An 18,108-nucleotide genomic window follows, 5' to 3' on the forward strand; every position below is an offset into this window, starting at 1 on the left:
ACAAATACACTGAAACAACGCCAGGTAAAGTAAGCTGAAAGCAATACATAACCACGAATGAATGCATACGATTGCGCATTTTTAAGTATGTCAATCTGTATTTTTATGTATTTTTATTAGAGCTTTTAATGAAGATAATATTATTAATTCGTTAAGCAATCATTATCCAAAACTGTTCTGCTTGGGTTATAATAAGTTCATACATGAGCATGATCTGCTTCAGCAACTGGCTGAAGGAGATCGTAACGCCTTCAGGATGCTTTATGAACATTACAGCAATAAGGTTTTCTTTTATGTACTCCGTTTTACGGAATCCAGGGACCTGGCAGCGGATATATTGCAGGAAGTTTTTATCAAGGTTTGGATTGAGCGGGAAAAAATGAAAGATATACACAGCCTGGATGCATGGTTATTTACAGTAGCAAAACATAAACTTATCAATGGCTTCAGAAAGCTTTCCCTGGAGCATGCCGCTATTGCAGAAATAGGTAACAGGACGCAGGAGCCGGTTGATTTTATTACCCACTCGGTTGATTATAATGACACACGCCGGGCCCTGCAAACCGCTATAGACCAGTTGCCTCCACAGCAAAAGATCATTTACCGCCTTTGTCGCGAACAGGGCATGAAAAATGATGAAATTGCGAGTAAACTGAATATTTCTCCGCTTACGGTTAAAAAGCATATTGCACAAGCCTCCCGGTCAATCCGTATCCTGCTTGCGAAGCAGGCCATTAAGCCTGTATCCTTACTTATATGGATTTTCAGCATTTTTCAATAATTTTTTAAGTACACTACTCCTTTTTTATCTGCCGTTTGTCTACTGAATAACTGCCGGCAATTAACAGGTGGTTCAAAAGTAGGCATATGGATAAAGAAAGGTTTTCATACTTGCTGGAAAAGCATTTTCAAAAAACGATCTCTCCTTCAGAGCGGAAAGAGCTTTCACAAATAATGCGCAGGCTGCAGCCGGACGCAGCGCTTGAAGAATGGATGCATGAAAAATGGCATTCCTTTTCCCCCGGCGAAAAACTGGAGGAAGATGAGACAGAGCAATATTTTGATTCTATTATGGCTGCTGCAAACGAGATTGATGAAAGATCTCCCCGCTCACATCATATAGCATTTACACGCTCCCGCAGGTGGCTTAGCGTTGCAGCAATTTTACTTATCGGGCTTTCAGGCTCACTCGCCTACCTGTTTATACAAAAGCCGGCCGGCAGTGTGCATGAGCAGGCAACCATAATACCCAAACAGGATATAGCACCAGGAGGAAATTTCGCAACGCTTACATTGGCAGATGGTACAAAAGTAATACTTGACAGCGCGGTAAACGGTATTGTGGCCGAGCAGGGGAATACCAAAGTGATTAAACTGGGAAATGGAGAAATAAAATATGAGCACAGTAAAAGCCTTGGCAAAGTATTATTTAATACAATGACTACGCCGGCAGGAGGTCAATATCACCTGCTTTTGCCTGATGGCACCGGTGTATGGTTAAATGCTGCTTCATCTGTTACATACCCTACGGTTTTTACCGGCAAAGAAAGAATGGTATCTGTAACCGGCGAAGCATACTTTGAGGTAACCAGGAATGCAGCAATGCCTTTTAAAGTAAAAACCGGCGAACAGGTAATTGAAGTGTTGGGTACTCATTTTAATGTGAACGCCTACAGTGATGAAAACACAGTAAATACCACTTTGGCAGAAGGTAAAATAAGCATAACAGATAAAGGGAAAACGATGTTATTACAACCTGGTCAGCAGGCGCAAAACAACCGTAGCGGCAACCTGGTATTAATACAGCATCCCGATATAGATGAAACGCTGGCATGGAAAGATGGTTTGTTTCGCTTTAACGGAACCGGTATAGAAGCTATCATGCGCCAGGTATCAAGATGGTATAATGTGGAAGTAATATATAAAGACAAGATCACTGAACAGTTTGTTGCTGAAATACCGAGAAATGTAAAAGTGTCCAAGCTGCTGGAATTACTTGAGCTGACAAAGCAGGTTCACTTTACCATCGATAACAGGACCATTACTGTAACCAGGTAATTATTGTATAATCATTAAAATCATTATTACATGCATACAATCATTGAAGTATAATCATTTTACAGGCATTGCATTAAAAACCGGAAGCGTTGGAGCGCCCCCGGCAGAATGTGCAGGCCATAGTTAAACAATCCCGAACGATCATTTAATTAAATAACCCAAACAAAACAAAGCTATGCGATTCATTGCTTATCGCCAAGCACTGCTGTGCAGGTACCGAAACTGTAATACTTTTTTGCGAAAAATCTGCTTAGTCATGAAACTGACATTGTTTTTACTCTTCGCCTGTCTTTTAGAAGCCAACGCCGGCGGTTATGCGCAGGGCGTAACCCTGAAGATGAATAATGCAGGTATAGAAGTGGTGTTGAAAGAAATTAAGAAGCAAACCGGCTATCACATTATTTATGGGAAAAGTGAGATGGCCAAAGCACCAAAGATTGATATTGACATCAAAAATGCTTCGCTGGAAGAAGCATTGGCATTGGTATTCAAAAACCAGTCCTTATCCTACACTATCCGCGACAGGTTTATAGTAATCGCTCCCAAACCTGCTCCTCCGGTTGCTTTACCTCAAAGCGAATATTCTCCTCTGCCACCTGTGGACATAAAAGGAAAAGTGACTGCAGAAGACCATCCCGGGCAGCCGCTCGAAGGAGCATCTGTAAAAATAAAGGGCTCAGATGCAGGAACAAGCACCAATTCCGGCGGGGAATTTTCCATACAAATACCTGGAGAACAGGCTACGCTTGTCATTTCTTATGTTGGATATCAAACCACCGAGGTGCAGGTTTCCAGGGCGAATGCCAGTGTGAATATTGCCCTGAAAGCTGCTGAAGCACAAACGGACGAAATAGTAGTAATAGGATATGGTACTCAGAAAAAACGTGACCTCACCGGGGCAGTATCTTCTGTAAAAACCAAAGACCTTGTTTTGTCTTCCGGTCCTGAGATCGGGAATATGCTGAAAGGCAAAGTGGCAGGGCTTACCATCCGCCAGAACAGCGCCCAGCCCGGAGGGGGACTGGATATACTTGTACGCGGAGCCGGTTCTGTAAATGCGAGCAATGCGCCGCTGCTTGTGGTAGACGGATTTCCCATAGTAGATATGGAACAGCCGGAAAGCGGGGGGCGGTATAATGCCGGTACGCAAAGTATCCTCAATGCTTTTAACCCTAATGATATCGAATCCATCGAGGTTTTAAAAGATGCCAGCGCCACTTCTATCTATGGTTCAAGAGCTGCCAATGGTGTTATACTCATCAGCACCAAAAGAGGAAGCGAAGGCGCGCTGAAAGTGCAGTACTCCAACAATTTCTCATTCCAGAAATACAATAATCCTTTTGATGTACTGCCGCTCAACGAATGGATGCAGGTACGCAATGAAGCAGCATGGGAGCAATGGCAGTTTGATAACAACGTGTATCCTTATGGCAACCGCACACAGGAAGAAGCAGAAGCCAATCCTGTAAACGGGCCTTTCAGAAAATTATATACGCAGAATGCCATCAACAACGTAGGTCGTGGCACCGACTGGTTCGACCTTGTTACCCGCGACGGTAAGACCATGCAGCACAACATCTCTTTATCAGGAGGCACCAGGTATACAAAATACCTGATATCCGGCAATTATTACGACCAGGACGGCATTATAAAAAACGCTTCATTTAAGAGATATTCAGTAAGGGCGAATATCGACCAGGAGATAAACAGGTTTATAAAAACAGGGCTGAATTTTACTGCCAGCAGGATTGATAATAAGAACAGCCAGTTGGGGGCAGACCAGTACGAAAACTCCGGTATCATACGCGCCGCCATCCAGCAGGGCCCTCATATTCCGGCAATTGATGAAAATGGTGATTATCCCCTGAATCCTCAATTGGCGTTACAGCCTAATCCATATTCCCTTCTTACCATCAGCGACCAGGGCAGGATAGAACGTTTTCTTGGTAACTTTTTTGTAGATATCACTCCTGTAAAAGGGCTTACAGTTAAGCTAAAAGCCGGTATAGACAGGGGCAGCTCAAAAAGACAGAATTACCTTCCCACCACCACACTCCATGGAGCGCTTGAACACGGCAGAGCTTATATATCCAGCTCAGATAATAACTCTTACCTGCTGGAGGCAACTGCCAATTACAATACCAGTATTGCAAAGCATAATATTGACCTGCTGGGTGGTGTATCCGAACAAAGATTTGTTACGTCCTCACACAGCGAAGGTGCAACAGGATTTATTACTGATGCCTTCCTGTGGAACAATCTCGGGGCAGGCAGTGTACAGTTGCCCAGCAATTCAGCCGGGTCAAAAAACATGATCGCCTCTTATTTTGGAAGATTCAACTATAACTATAAACAACGCTATTACCTTACCGCAACAGTACGTACTGATGGAGCCAGTGTATTTGCAGCCAATCATAAATGGGGCACTTTTCCTTCAGCAGCCATTGCATGGAACCTGGCAGAAGAACCTTTATTAGGGTTCCTGAAAAATACTTTTTCCCGGTTAAAGCTCAGGCTGAGCTATGGACAAACAGGAAATGCTACTATCAACAGTAATGCCTTTGCAGCTTATGCTGCTTATCCTGCATGGCTGAGCGGAAGCGACTCCCGCCTGATTGGGGTTTCGCTGGCAAGGTTAGAAAACCCAGACCTGAAATGGGAAACAACAACAGGTGCTAATCTCGGGCTTGATTTCTCTGTGCTCAATGGCAGAATAGATGGTTCAATAGAGCTGTTCAATAATGTTATTTCTGATCTGCTGGCTACCAAATCCCTGAATTCATACCAGGAAGTAAATACCATCATTGCAAATATTGGCAAAACGCAAAGCAAAGGATTTGAGATTACCATTAACAGCCGCAATGTGCAAACGAAAAATTTCCAATGGAAAACCATGTTCGCGCTTTCACGGTATAAAGACACGTGGAAAGAAAGGGCTCCTGACTGGAAACCTGCGGTATATGAAAGCGCCAATGACCCTATACGTGCGGTATACAGCAGAGCAGCAGATGGTATTTTACAGGTAGGTGAACAAGTGCCTGCATCGCAACCGGAACTTAAGCCCGGCATGATTAAAATAAAAGATATAGACGGATTTGAAAGAGATGCCAATGGCAACCCGGTTGTAGATGCCAATGGACGTTTTATACGCCTTGGTAAAGCTGACGGAATGATTGACGAAGCAGATACAAAATTAATGGGCACATCTGATCCGAGCTTTATGGCAGGGCTCACCAATATACTGACCTATAAAAATTTCAGCCTGAATTTTGATTTCAATGCACTGTTCGGCAGAAGGTTTGCTGACCCCAACTATACTACATATGGTGTAAGTGCTGCAGGCGTTTACTCCAACGGATATAATGCGCTGAGAATTGTGAAAGAAAGATGGACGCCGGAAAATCCTTCTACCACACACCCCAGTTCATTTTATGGATGGTCGCCATACGGTGTTGGTGATTTTTTTGTACAGGATGCGTGGTTTATCAGGTTGCAGAATATTTCACTTGGATATAATCTTCCTCACAAATGGTTTGGAAAGGTGATCAGCGCTGCACGAATACATGCAGACGCCCAAAACCTGTTTGTTATTACACCTTATACCGGTGTGGATCCTGAAACAGATTCTTACACCGCCGCCTATCCTTATATCAGAACATATACAATAGGCTTAAACATCAATTTCTAATCCAGATAACTGTGCAGTATATGAAAAAATATATCAGTTTTACTTTATTAACAGCTATGGTATGGCTATGCAGCTGTACCAAAGATCTTGTACCGATAGATTATTCAGAGATCAATCCGAATATATTTCCTAAATCTGCTTCAGACCTTGAAGCAATGGTGAATGCCTGCTATTACCCACTCCGTGGTGCATGGGGTGATGGCATTTTCTCCACCTCAGAAAGAGGGGTAATGTTTTTAAGCGATGCTACCACAGAAATATTACATGGCAAATATGGCGATCAAAATATCGCATCATTACACAATTTCCAGTCATACAGCACCGGCTTTACGCGCTATTACGATGATTTTTATAACAAGATCAGCCGTATGACCATGACCATTGATCTCATCTCACAGTCAACAGTAAGCGAAGATTTAAAAAAGAAAGCGATAGCGGAAGTAAGATGTGCAAGAGGACTACTGGCATATACGCTTTTTGATTTGTACGGCCCTATTGTTATAGCCCCGCTGGAAGTGTTGAATAACCCGCTCAAAGAGGAGCCTTTGGCGAGAATGGAATACAATGAAATGGTATCCTTTATTGAAGCAGATCTCGAAGCCGCCGCTGCCGACCTTCCGCTACCACAGAATGCGGAATATGGCCGCTTTAATAAAGCGCTTGCAAAAATGATTGACATAAGGCTTAACCTGCATGAAAAAAAATGGGATAAGGTAAAAGAGCTATGCGATGATATTATAGCCTATAATGCATACTCCCTTGACGCTGACTATGCAGCGATATGGGATATTGAAGGAGCCAAGAGCAGTAAAGAAGTAATATGGGCAATTCCCTGTGATTATACAGGTACCAGCGAAAACCAATGGCAGTTGATGGTATTGCCCTCTAATTATACACCTAAAGGCGGATGGGGCACTATATCAAGTACCTGGTGGTTTTACGACAGGTTTGAGCCTGATGATAAAAGAAAAAAAATGCTTATTGCGGAATATACCGGCAGCGATGGCATCACGTACAACAGGGCAAACCCGGGGAATATCCTGGATTGGGGACCCATTCCTTTAAAGATCAGTGAAGATGCAGACCGCACCACAAGCCTTACTACAGTTGATATTGTAATGTATCGCTATCCGGATGTACTGCTTTCCAAAGCGGAAGCTATTGCCAACACCGGGTCTCCTACTGAAGAAGCCATGGAACTAGTAAACACTGTAAGAAGAAGAGCAGGACTGGAGGATAAAAAGCTGGCTGATTATGCTTCACCTGAGGCATTCAATGATCTTATCCTGCTGGAAAGAAGTCATGAATTCTGGTGCGAGAACGGGCAGTACCGGGCAGACCTGATCCGCCATGGAAAATTTGTCAGCCGTTGCCAGGAAGTAACACAATCTACCTATACCAATGCCGATAAAGTGTTATTCCCTTTCTCACTGCAAGCCGTAAGCGAAGGAAAAGGAAAGTTCATTCAAAACCCCGGTTACCAGTAAACAAAATTTCACTAAAAAAGAAAGGACATGACACTAAAAAATATCTATATATTATGCTTTTGGCTACTGACTGCAACCGGCCTCTGCGGATGTAAACGTTCAGAAGGGAAAGATACTACTGTAAATCGCATACAATACGAAATATCAAACGCGATATTTCCAAACCCGGAGCGTGGTTTCATCAGAACCATGAGCGTTTTTTCTGAAGGCAATCCGCTTGTGGCAGGTGATCTGAATCTTTTAAGAAGCCAGAATGTAACAATGATTTTACGCGTTTTTTACCTGGACGCGTTTAAGGATAAAGCCATCAGTAATGCAGAGATTTCTTTAATAAAAAGTGATCTCAAAACTGTACGGGATGCCGGCTTGAAGATGATACTCCGATTTGCGTATACTGATGATATGCAGGGAACGGATGCCCCATATACGATTATAGAAGCGCACCTTGATCAGTTGAAAACAGTATTTGAGCAAAATAAGGATGTAATAGCATTTGTTCAGGCCGGGCTTATTGGCGCCTGGGGCGAATGGCACAGCTCCAGCAACGGGCTTGCTACTGTAGAAAATGAGAGAAAGGTGCTGAATAAATTACTGAGCGTATTGCCGGCAGATATTATAGTACAGGTAAGAACACCTTCTGCAAAACAACAGATATTCAGTACAACTGCACCATTGACGGCGGAAACAGCATATACAGGTGAGAACCGGGCAAGGGTAGGTCATCACAATGATTGCTTTTTAACAGGAGGTACCGACTATGGCACTTATAATAATGTAGATGCTGAAAAACAATATATCAGTACCGAAGCTTTGTATGTACCAACCGGCGGCGAAACCTGTCCGCCAACAGACGGGTACGACCCTACATGCGCTGAAGGCCGCAAGGAGATGGCGTTGCTGAAATGGACTTACCTGAATCTTGACTGGTACCAGCCTACCATTAATGCATGGAAAAACTCAGGATGCTTTGATGAATTTCAGAGATATCTCGGATACAGGCTGGCCTTAGTTGATGCATTATTGCCTGATCAGGCAGCATCAAACGGAAGCATGCAGGTAGATATCAATATTACCAACAAAGGATACGCTCCGCTGTATCATAAAAAAGAAGTATACCTCGTATTAAAAAATACTGCTACCGGTGATTTCTACGATAAAGCGTTATCAACAGATCTCAGGTTATGCAAACCGTCTGCAATGCAAAGCATCAGGCAGGCAGTAGCGCTTTCCGGCATTCCGGTGGGAAAATATGATCTGTTCCTTCGCATAACAGACCAGGATGAAGCACTGGCCGGGAGAACAGAATACGCGATACAACTGGCCAACAACAATACATGGCTAACTGATCACCATGGTATTAACAGCCTTAATAAACAAATCACTATTACCAATTAACCGTGATCGGTATTGATCACCAAAAAATAATAAACATGAAACGGAATTTCATTTATATAATAAGCTGGTTGCTGATTATTGTTGCAGTTGCCTCCTGCAAAAAAGATAACGAGAACAGTAACCTGAAATCTGTATTCAGCTATGTGGCAGATGGTTTTAAAGTAACTTTCACCAACTTTTCTTCAGGCGCCAAAACATATCAATGGGATTTTAACGACAAGCCCGGTGACAGCTCATCCCTTAAATCGCCGCAACATATTTTTTCCAGAAAGGGAGATTTTCTTGTATCTCTTACAGCCGTCAATGGCAATCAAACAGATGTATTCACAGACACCGTGAGTATACTGGGTCCCAATATCAAAATAGACGGTGATTTTACAGATTGGGAATATGTTGAATACCTGCATACCAATAGTGAAGACTTTGGTGGAAATATCCGGGCGATCAAGGCTTTTGCTACTGCACAGGATATCAACTTCCTGGTAGAAGGTACCACAGCAATGAAGATGGATATGATAGATATGTATATAGACGCGGACAATAATCCGGCAACAGGTTTCAGCAGTTGGGATTATCCTGCAGGCTCAGGTACAGATTTTTTGCTGGAAGGACCTGCCACATCACCAAGCTGGGGTGCAGGATATAAGCATTCAGGTGCACCCGGGGACTGGTCATTTAATTCCGTTTTTGCATTCGATACAGACATGCACTTTTCAGCTGTTAAGCCTGTGAGCGGGAAAAATATCATTGAGTTTTCTATAAAAAAATCCGCATTGGGTAGTGTAAAAGGCGCCATCAATTTTGCGCTGGTTGAACTTGACGCCGGCTGGTCAGCTATTGGCAGAGTTCCTGAAAATGAGCAACCGGAATCTAAATTTATTTCGTTGCAATTATAATAGTGCCGGAGATTAAAACATCCGGGATGTTATATTAACTCGCGCCACAGTCTAATTTTTAATAACACCAATATATCTCCTGCTGTATATAGCATCGCTGCTGTGCCTGGCAAAACGCCGCGCACAGCTATCTTATCGGCTCCGAACGGCTTACATAAAAAAAGGGATTGTTTCAGCATAGAAACAATCCCTTTTAAAAATATATTCTGCATACTATCAGTTCAACACTTCACCTAACTTCTTAATTAAATCTTCCCCTCTTAAACTTTTTGCGATAATCTTTCCTTCTTTATCGAGTAAGAAATTCATTGGTATGCCTTTAACGCCGTATAACGCCGCGGCATCGCTTCGCCAGCCTTTTAAATCAGACACCTGGGTCCAGGCAAGCTTATCATCTTTAATAGCTTTTTCCCAATTCTCTTTTTTCTCGTCTAAAGAAACGCCTAATATTTCAAAGCCCTTTGCTTTATACATATTGTAAGCCTTAACTACAGCAGGATTTTCCTGGCGGCATGGTCCGCACCAGCTTGCCCAAAAATCAACCAAAGTATATTTTCCTTTGAAAGAAGAAAGTGATACAGGCTTACCTGAAACATCAGTTAATGTAAACTCCGGTGCAACACCGCCGATCGCTGTTTTCTTTGCTGACTCCAATGCCTCTTTAACCTGTTTTCCAAAATGAGAATTTTTTATTCCTTCATTGAGACCGGTAAATAAGGGCTCAAGTTCATTGGGATCTACATCATAAGCAAATGTTTGCGCTAATTGCAATGCACTTACATACGAAGCGGGATTTTCCTTCACGAATTTTACAACAAGTGCTTTGTTCTCATCTCCAAGCGCCTCGTAGTTCTTTTGAACTTCTCCAATTTTTTCAGCATTGCCTGTGGCAACAGCCTGCTGGTAATCTTCCATCAGTTTCTTTTGCTTTTCTTCAAGAGGTTTTAAAGAAAGTATAAACTTTTCCAGTTCCTGCTGGCTTACGCCGCCGTTTACTTTGCCTTTTCCAACAGAATCTGCAGCGGCCTGAATGGTGATTGTACCCGGCTCAAGAAATACATAAAGCGGAGCCTGTCTGCCATCTTCCTGGCCTAAAATACCAAATACCGCAAACTGGGGCTCTGCAGCAAATCCTTTAAACTCAAAATTACCTTTATCCAATTTTACAGAATCTGGTTTTTCTGCCTGCGTTTGCACGTTGTATAAATACACCCAGCCGCTATCAAGCCCGGTTATTTTTCCTTTTACAGTATAGCTTGAATCGCCAGGCGCAGCTTTAGTAAATTTATCAGCGTTATTATTATTGCCACAGGAAGCTAATGCGGCTAATAATACTACGCTTACCATTAATTTGTGCATGTAAATAATTTTAAGCCGCGAAAGTACATATTCTATGTGGGTTATAACAGCCAAATCAATGTAAAACAATGTTATTTTATAAAGATGCATTTCAATTTCCCGTATCTAAAATGATACATTGGCATAAGGCATAGACCGCTCCTTTGGTCGGGGTGACAAACTGTGGGAATTATGCTGGGCTATAGTACAATTGTTGAACATTTATTCTAATGCCGAACATTGTACCATCGCTTGTCACCCCGACCAAAGGAAGGGTCTGCAACAATCTTAAACAAGCGAAAAAAATTGAAATACGCTCAATAGAATGGAACACAGGTGTATATGTAAAAACGCAGCGATGAAATTCATCGCTGCGTTCTCATTATCTGTAAGAATATAAGTTTACTGGTATTGTATATAAATAGGCTGCGGCTTCAATTTCAGCACTTCTTCAGGCGTCATGGTACGGCTGCCTTTTTCGCGGAAATCATTTTTATAAAATATTTTAAAGCCTGCATACTGAACCGGTTCTTTATAAACATACTGGCGGTAAGTATTGATTTTGCGTGCCTGCAATCCCCAGCCATCCATATCTATCACTACCTGAACTTCAGGGCGTGTTTTAATTTGTTTATATCCTGTCATCATACCCTGTGTAAAGCGATGCACAATAAGAATTTTGGGAGGAAGATTGTATTTCTTTACCAGGTCAGCAAGATAACCGGTTACATAATTGATATCATCAGCATTAAATGTTCCGATTACGGTTCCGGGGCGTGCACCGGTTTTCATTGAAAACTCGGGGTCTATACCGAAATGTACATCAGGACGCATCAGGTATTTTTCCAGCAATGGAACTTCCTGCTGCAAAGTGCTGAGCCCGACCTGTATATCAATAAAAGTAAGCGCGTCTATTTCTTTAGACATGCTTAACACAGAATCTATCTGGTGAAAGGGCATACGCAAACGGTACTTACCATCTCTGCCTGGGCTGCCCTGTGCGGTTACTGCTATATAGTGTAAGGCGGGTATTACTTCAGTTGCTGAATCTGCGGCTTCCCATTTTGTTACTTCCTCTTTTAATTTAGCAAGCATCTGCGCACGGGGAAGTTCACCCAGTATACCCATTTGTTTTGAGTATAAATTGCCATAGTAAGAAACCACACGCTTAAAGGGAAATATAGCGCCGGGTAATGGATAAGGCGCCTGCACGGGCCACAAACCAGAACTATCGCCATTAGCTAACTGAATATTTTTTTGATTATAAAGCGCCGTATCAAGCACCGCTGCTTTGGCTACCGGTGCTTCCTGTGCAGCAACAGCAACCGCTTTTTTATCAGTGGTATCTGCGATAGCAGCCTTTTCTTCTGAAAAAGACTGGCTGCAGTTTGAAAAGCCTGTAAGAAACGCTAAGAGTACGGATACGCTAAAACCACGCGACAGTGCCTGGGTTAGCATACGGTTAGTAAGAAGGTTCATAGAGATGGTTGTAATCGGTTATTTAATTTTTTGCAAATAAACATGTAAAATGCTGTAAAAACGTGATGATCAGGTAAATATTATCAACAGCTTTATATTATTTTTTCCAGGTATTTTTATAATTTTTAAAATTATTAGTCCATCAATTTTGTAGACTAATAATTTTATCCTAATATTGCTTATGCTTTTGCAATCACTCCATTTTAATGCCAATGTTTTGTGGCGATGTAGACAGGATATTTATCCTGTTTAAATTGTATTTTCTTAACAAAAATTTTGGGTTGATGAAAGCGCTTCTTTTTATTATTCCTTTAACAATAGTTTCATATAGCCTGTATAATCATTGGAATGTATCTGCTTCACCTGTGATCATCCGGGGAAAAGTTGTAGCCAAACAATCAAACGTGCCGGTGCAGCAGGCTTATATTCATATAACCGCGGGGGAAGAAGAAGCCATAACAGCAAAAGACGGAAGTTTTATCATTAAAACCTGGCAAAGTTTACCTGTTGAATGCACGGTTGAGCATAAAGATTTTATTAAAAGGAAAATGACCATCACAGATAATAACAATTTGATCATTGTATTACAGGCAAAGTAATTAAGCAAAGCAACATGAGTTACGTGGCCGAGAGGAAAGGCGAAGGCCGGCAAGTCCTTTTACGAAGGTTCGATTCCTTCCGTAACTGCGAGTCATGAGGTATCCAATTAAGAAGTCCTTCTGTTTTTACAGAAGGACTTTCGACTATTAAAAAATATGTCCAATAGCTATAGCTCACAGGTTTCCTCAAAAAAAAGCCAGTCCACTGTAGATGCAATGCCCACACCACCATGAGATATAAATAGTCATGAACTAAACGTACCTGACAATTACAATACAGCCTGTCAATCTACAATCATTTTACACGCTATCTCGTCACTGTCAGCACTCCATTCATTATTCTCCAGTGACCCGGGTATGAACAGATGAACGGGTATTCACCCGGCACATCAGGCACCCGGAATTTCAGGCTGAATTTTTCATTGGGATTTACCAACGGCGTAGCCGCCAACACATCCGGTGTTGAAGGCACATATTGTGCAAGGGCACCTTCAGGTGTTTGTGCCAGTTTATCCGCCGCATCTCCTACCCTTTGCATACTGCCCTGGGAAAGTATGAGCAGGTTATGCTGCATGAAGTCAACATTATCCAATACAATTTCAAGTATAGTTCCCGCCTTTGCAGTTAGCTTGTTCTGTGCAAATTTCATTTCATGGGGAATGGTTTTTAAAACAATCGCCGCATCAGGCCTGCCCAGGCTTTCCGTTTTCTTTTCCGCAAGTAAGGTCTCTAATCTTGCAGCCGTTATTTTACCAATACCCCGGCTGCTGTCAGGATAATTGCCTGCTTTTTCGGCGCCTTTGCTGCGATAATCATGACCTAATCTTAAACCCGGATCGCGGAGTGGAATATTGAATAATCCTTTTGCCTGACCTGTCGCAACTTCTTTGTCATCAACCAGCAATTCCATTTTACCACCCTTGCGTAAAATAGCGGTTACAGTAAACTTAGCTACCGCTGTATCTTTTGATTGAATGATGGATGTTTTTCCCTGCTGATTCACCTGGAAATTGATCCGTTTATCTTTTCCAATATATACTGCATAACCATTCTGCATATTGCCCTGCGCCACTATAGCGCCTTTGGGATTCTCTTTCCCGGTTTCAACATTTGCCGTAAAAAATATTTCGCGGCCGGTTAAGTCTGGTAAGCTACTGGGACGAATATATGCATACTGTTGCAAAGGCAGAACATTCAATACAGAACGCATCATAATACGATGAATCAATCCTGCTTTTCCCAGCTCTACATTCTCGTTAATACCACTTGCCTTAAACGCTTTTTCAAAACCGGCGTGGTGAACAGTAGCCGCTATGTACAGTGCTTTCTGTATCCATTTGTCTTCTGCGCTGCCGCCTTCTTTTGTGGCAATTTTAAACAACACATCCCCTGCTTCATCAGATGCAGGCAGATCGCATGTTTTTAATATAGCAGCCAATACCACACGAAGATCTTTATCATTAAACACACCAGATTCAATCAGTAGTTTTGTAATATCAGCAGTTGCCGGCAACACCTGTATAGCTGCTCTTCTTACACCAGCCGAGGGATGCTTTAATGCAGTGGCAACAACTTCAATCGCTTTTTTATCTTTTTCATCCAACAGCTTTAAACCCTGCAAAGTCCAAAGCGCATGTACAGCAGCAGGGTTCAGCCCCAGCTCATCTGTTTTTGTATCGCTGATAATATCATATAACTTATCAGCCGCTTTTGTATTACCGGATTCAACCAGTAAGCGTTGTGCTGTTGTGCGCCAGAACATATTATCGCTGCGCAATGCTTTTACAAGACCATCAGCATCATCTTTCTTCAACGACTTAATGCTGCTTACTTTATCCTTCTTATAATGCACCCGGTAAATCCTGCCTTTGGCAGAATCACGCAATGCGTTAATATGTGCATTGCCTTTACCGGTCTCAAAACCTTCCGGCGTTGGATTGTGCTGAATAATAAAATTATACCAGTCCAAAAACCATACATCTCCATCCGGGCCAACTTCTGCCTGCACAGGTCCAAACCATTCATCAGCGCTTGCTACAAAATTCCATCCGTCTTCTCCTTCTTTAAACGATGAACCATCTGGCTCAATAATGGTTTTATGAATTATTCTCCCGGTAGGTTCGCATACAAAGGCAATACGGTTCCAGTACTCTTTGGGATAATTGCGTGCAGTATATAAATTATGCCCGGCCGCGGAGGTAAATCCTCCATGTACATCTACCTGGCGAAGATTTTTAGTGACCACATGCATTGCATAATGACTTTCGGTTTTTTCAATACCGGTTTCATTATTCTCCCCGCTCATATCAAAATAACGTTTAGGAATAGTATAGGATGCATTATGTGTATTGTTGGCGGTGGAAATAAATACATCAAAATCTTCAGAGAAGCCAAGTCCCCAGGTATTGTTAGATGTATTACCCAAAAATTCCATCTGCTTTCCATCCGGCGTAAACCGGTATAATGCCTGCGAAAAACGTGTTGTATCTTTACTATCTCCTACCACACCTTTAAACCCTGAATAACCTACCGTAGCCCAGATAGTATTATCAGGCCCGTATTTAAAGTTAGACGGGCCGGCATGCGTATCAAATACGCCCCATCCCGTCATGATGGTCTCTCTTACATCCGCTTTATCATCTCCATCGGTATCTTTTAAGAAAAGAAAATCAGGCGCCTGTGCCACAACAATGCCACCATTGGCAAACGCGAAGCTGGTAGGTATATTCAATTTATCCGCAAACACTGTAAATTTATCCGCCCTGCCATCACCGTCAGTATCTTCTAAAATTTTGATCAGATCCCTGCCTTCTGTTTTGGTTTCACGAACCATATTGGGATAATCCACTGTTTCGGCTACCCACAACCGCCCTCTTTCATCCCATGCCATGTGAATAGGTTTATGAATATCCGGTTCTGAGGCAAAAAGCTGCAGCTCAAAACCAACCGGCACCTGTACCATCTTCATGGATTCTTCCGGCGATAACGGCGCCTGGAACATTGGAGAAGGATCGCGCTTTTCATAGTTAGGCATTTTAGCTTCAGTATAGGCGGGATCAGGTTCTTTAAATGCTTCAACGAGCGACCGGGCATGATCACCAACAGCCCATAGAATACCATTATATACAAGCTTCAGAAAGCCAGGATTCACAAATGTTTTTTCATTATGACCATACGCGGTATAAAACACCCTGCCATCACCATAGGTACGGACCCAGGTATATGGTTCATGATGATCTCCCTCTACCCTTTCGGTCAGCACTTCTATGCTTTTGCTGATCTTATCGTGTACATATGTTTCATCTTCTGTTGAAAACGCTGGTACATCTTTCATAACAGGATGTTCCGGTTTTACGATCACCGCGGTAAATAAATCATATTGATGGGTCTTGAACTGGCCGCCTATCAGGTCAACCACTTCAGGCGAATTACGAAAACACCACGATGCACAATGCAGGGGAATAAATCCTTTACCCGATTTTACAAAATCAAGCAATGCTTTTTCCTGCGGTTTAGTAATGCTGTCGTGGTTGGCATATAATATCAATCCATCATACAGTTGAAAATCTTCTTTCAGCATATCATCAGGATTGGTGGTATAGGTAATATTTATCCCTTTCTTAAAATACTCCTTCGACAATATATCTGCCAGTTGCTCCGAATCGTGATGCTTGCTTTTATGCCCAAGGAACAACAGTTCAAGCCTGCGGGGCTTATTATCTTTATCTTTCTGTTTACACGAAACCATTAAAACCGTGGCGGAAAAAATGCACGCCAGCAAAACCAGAATATTTTTTTTCATGTTGGTGAATATGAATTACAAGTTTCAAGTTTCAGATTGCGGGTTACGGGTTGCGGGTCATAAAGCATTCAACTTATTAACAGCTTTGTACTTTAAGTACCTGTAACCCGTAACACTTACCCCTTACCACTTGTTAACGTAAACTCCGGCAACCTCACTATCTCCCCGCCTTTTTTTGCAGACTCATGCGCCAGTATACCTACGCAGGTAATATTGGCAGATTGTCTTGCATTGGGGAAAGGCTCACGTTTATCAACAAGCGCAGAAATAAACTCATGCACCAGGTGCGGATGCGAGCCCCCATGGCCTGCCCCCTGCGTAAATGATAAATGCTGGTGCTCGTCGGTATCGTATACACCTCCGGTTGTAAAACGCTGTATCTCTTTCGGCAGTAAATGCGCAAAATCAGGACATTCTACTTTTTCAGGAATTTCAGGCTCCGGCTTTTTAGCGGTATGCACTACCAAAGGTTCTCCTTCAATCAACGGCCATTCCACAGATTTTTTTGAACCATATACCTCAAAGCTTTCACGGTATTGCCTTGCTACGTCAAATAAAGAACGGTAGATATAAGCGCTGATATCTGAGTCTTTAAATTTGATATGTGTGCTTTCTACCGCGTAAGGAGAATTATAATGCTTGTGCAGCTCTTCTCTTATAGTGCCTGAGCCAAAGCAGGAAACATATTCCGCTTCAGCGCGGGTTAAACCAAGTACAGGACCAACACAATGTGTAGCATAATACATAGGAGGAAGCCCTGGCCAGTAATTAGGCCATCCATCCATATCCTGCTGGTGACTTGCTTTTAAAAATTGTAGTTTACCAAGCTCTCCTTTCTCATACATATCTTTCATGAATAAAAACTCCCTGGCATATACAACTGTTTCCATCATCATATATGTCAATCCCGTTTCTTTAACCAGCGCTACAATCTGTTTACATTCCTCAACCGTTGTTGCCATTGGTACGGTACATGCTACATGCTTTCCAGCTTTCAATGCTTTAATAGATTGTGTTGCATGATCGGGAATAGGTGTATTAATATGAACGGCATGCACATCGGGGTCTTTCAGCAATTCATCATAATCGGTATATCTTTTTTCAATACCAAACGCATCTCCCACTTTATCAAGACTTTCTTTATTACGCTGGCATATAGCATACATATTTGCGTTTGGATGGCGCTGGTAAATAGGTATGAATTCCGCACCAAACCCCAGGCCGATAATAGCAACATTGATTTTTGACATAAAGCATTATGTTATAAATGAAAGATTAAAAGTTTTACCAGGATCAATGCAAAACTTCTGCAAACAGTGAAGCATGTAATGACATAGCAATCTTGGTAAGCGACTAAGTTAAGTAA

Annotated in this window: 11 protein-coding genes and 1 tRNA gene; 8 read left to right on the top strand and 4 right to left on the bottom strand. The window is 42.3% G+C overall.

What is annotated here, in order from left to right:
* Window positions 1-181 precede the first annotated feature (181 nt).
* The 6 genes from DC498_RS18790 (at window position 182) to DC498_RS18815 (ending at window position 9,524) form a co-directional block, all read left to right on the top strand.
* The gene (locus DC498_RS18790; protein WP_116875700.1) at window positions 182-781 is read left to right on the top strand and encodes an RNA polymerase sigma factor; all 600 of its coding nucleotides are present in this window, start codon (window positions 182-184) and stop codon (window positions 779-781) included.
* An 86-nt stretch (window positions 782-867) separates the two neighbouring features.
* On the top strand, window positions 868-2,058 hold the full coding sequence (locus tag DC498_RS18795; protein WP_116875701.1) for a FecR family protein: 1,191 nt from the start codon (window positions 868-870) through the stop codon (window positions 2,056-2,058).
* Window positions 2,059-2,314: 256 nt separating this feature from the next.
* Entirely contained in the window at window positions 2,315-5,746 is a 3,432-nt protein-coding gene (locus tag DC498_RS18800) for a TonB-dependent receptor (RefSeq protein ID WP_206197697.1), read from the top strand.
* Between the two features lie 20 nt (window positions 5,747-5,766).
* Window positions 5,767-7,233 (top strand): RagB/SusD family nutrient uptake outer membrane protein, encoded by a 1,467-nt coding sequence (locus tag DC498_RS18805; RefSeq protein ID WP_116875703.1) that lies wholly within the window; start codon window positions 5,767-5,769, stop codon window positions 7,231-7,233.
* A 27-nt stretch (window positions 7,234-7,260) separates the two neighbouring features.
* On the top strand, window positions 7,261-8,628 hold the full coding sequence (locus DC498_RS18810; protein WP_116875704.1) for a DUF4832 domain-containing protein: 1,368 nt from the start codon (window positions 7,261-7,263) through the stop codon (window positions 8,626-8,628).
* A 35-nt stretch (window positions 8,629-8,663) separates the two neighbouring features.
* On the top strand, window positions 8,664-9,524 hold the full coding sequence (locus DC498_RS18815) for a PKD domain-containing protein (RefSeq protein WP_133176904.1): 861 nt from the start codon (window positions 8,664-8,666) through the stop codon (window positions 9,522-9,524).
* A gap of 216 nt (window positions 9,525-9,740) precedes the next feature.
* Here DC498_RS18815 and DC498_RS18825 read toward each other — a convergent pair whose 3' ends face one another.
* Both DC498_RS18825 and DC498_RS18830 read right to left on the bottom strand, forming a co-directional pair.
* A complete protein-coding gene (locus DC498_RS18825; RefSeq protein ID WP_165813895.1) occupies window positions 9,741-10,883 on the bottom strand; it encodes a TlpA disulfide reductase family protein in 1,143 nt (380 codons plus the stop codon).
* A gap of 381 nt (window positions 10,884-11,264) precedes the next feature.
* Window positions 11,265-12,341, bottom strand: a complete 1,077-nt coding sequence (locus DC498_RS18830; protein ID WP_240628049.1) for a hypothetical protein — start codon at window positions 12,339-12,341, stop codon at window positions 11,265-11,267.
* Window positions 12,342-12,625: 284 nt separating this feature from the next.
* Here DC498_RS18830 and DC498_RS18845 point away from each other — a divergent pair, with 284 nt between their 5' ends.
* On the top strand, window positions 12,626-12,940 hold the full coding sequence (locus DC498_RS18845; protein ID WP_133176905.1) for a hypothetical protein: 315 nt from the start codon (window positions 12,626-12,628) through the stop codon (window positions 12,938-12,940).
* Between the two features lie 17 nt (window positions 12,941-12,957).
* Window positions 12,958-13,028, top strand: a tRNA-Cys gene (locus DC498_RS18850).
* Between the two features lie 219 nt (window positions 13,029-13,247).
* Here the strand turns inward: DC498_RS18850 and DC498_RS18855 are convergent.
* Both DC498_RS18855 and DC498_RS18860 read right to left on the bottom strand, forming a co-directional pair.
* Entirely contained in the window at window positions 13,248-16,742 is a 3,495-nt protein-coding gene (locus DC498_RS18855) for a PVC-type heme-binding CxxCH protein (protein WP_116875712.1), read from the bottom strand.
* A 116-nt stretch (window positions 16,743-16,858) separates the two neighbouring features.
* Window positions 16,859-17,992, bottom strand: coding sequence for a Gfo/Idh/MocA family oxidoreductase (locus DC498_RS18860; RefSeq protein WP_116875713.1), 1,134 nt, complete (start codon window positions 17,990-17,992; stop codon window positions 16,859-16,861).
* Window positions 17,993-18,108 lie beyond the last annotated feature (116 nt).

The organism is Terrimonas sp. (genome assembly GCF_003075435.1).
GTDB lineage: Bacteria > Bacteroidota > Bacteroidia > Chitinophagales > Chitinophagaceae > Agriterribacter.